At 36.6% G+C, this 964-nt stretch carries 1 protein-coding gene and 1 pseudogene; both read left to right on the forward strand.

The genetic code is table 11. The annotated features are described in order from the left end of the window. A pseudogene (locus tag C9J46_RS21325) lies at positions 1 to 454 on the forward strand (S-type Pyocin domain-containing protein); the annotation flags it as partial. Between the two features lie 2 nt (positions 455 to 456). Beyond that, the gene (locus tag C9J46_RS21330; protein WP_107208020.1) at positions 457 to 711 is read left to right on the forward strand and encodes a bacteriocin immunity protein; all 255 of its coding nucleotides are present in this window, start codon (positions 457 to 459) and stop codon (positions 709 to 711) included. Positions 712 to 964: the final 253 nt, after the last annotated feature.

Here is a 964-nt window from a genome sequence, read left to right on the forward strand (position 1 = left end):
AATTCTTGTGTTCCCTGAAGGTTCAGGGATTGAGCCTCTGTATCTGGTCTTTAAGACAACCGCTCGTAATGAATCTGGGGTGGTTACTGGGAAAGGTGAAGATATAACAGGGATCTGGTTAGAAAAAGCAGGACAAGAATTAGGAGCACCAATACCATCCCAGATAGCCGATAAATTAAGAGACAGAGAGTTTTCAAGTTTTGATACGTTTAGAGAAGCGTTTTGGTTTGAGGTTTCTAAAAATCACTCTTTAATGAGTCAATTTATACCTGCAAATATTAAGCGAATGCAAGACGGTAAGGCACCACGAGCAAGGTTCAAGGATACAGTGGGTGGTAGACGTTCTTTCGAATTGCATCATATTGAAGAGATACAACACGGTGGTGAGGTTTATAATATTGATAACCTTAGAGTTAACACTCCTCGTAACCATATAGATATACATAAGAGCTAATAATGGAATTAAAAGACACGATAAATGACTATACAGAAATTGAGTTTATTTATTTGATAAATGAGATTATTGAATCTAAAGGAACCAATGATTATCAAGATGAATTACTTGAACATTTTTGTCAGATAACAGAACACCCAGATGGTTCTGACTTAATTTATTATCCTGAAAATGAGAACGATGGAAATCCAGAACGGATCGTTGAAATTGTGAAAAGTTGGCGAAATTCGCAAGGCTTATCGTTATTTAAAGTTTAATAGAAACAAAAAATATTAGCACCACAGTAACTTTCAATTCAGTACGCATAAATATAATTACTGTTAAATGACCGCCCATCGAGGCGGTCTTTTAGTATCTGGACGTTACGGCGTATCGGATCGCTTTAGATGTTTATTGTTAAATAGAGCCTGTTTCGGGCAAATTATTGCCCCTTGTCTTTTTGTCTTATCATTTGGGAATAGTACAAGGATAAGACGATGTGGAAAGCAACCGAAGTTAGCGCAAAACCTA

The sequence above is a fragment of the Photobacterium sp. GB-36 genome (assembly GCF_003026135.1).
Taxonomy (GTDB): domain Bacteria; phylum Pseudomonadota; class Gammaproteobacteria; order Enterobacterales; family Vibrionaceae; genus Photobacterium.

Excerpts from the sequence above, each read along its gene's own strand:
- C9J46_RS21330 (WP_107208020.1), top strand. The coding sequence starts at position 457 with ATGGAATTAAAAGACACGATAAATGACTATACAGAAATTGAGTTTATT.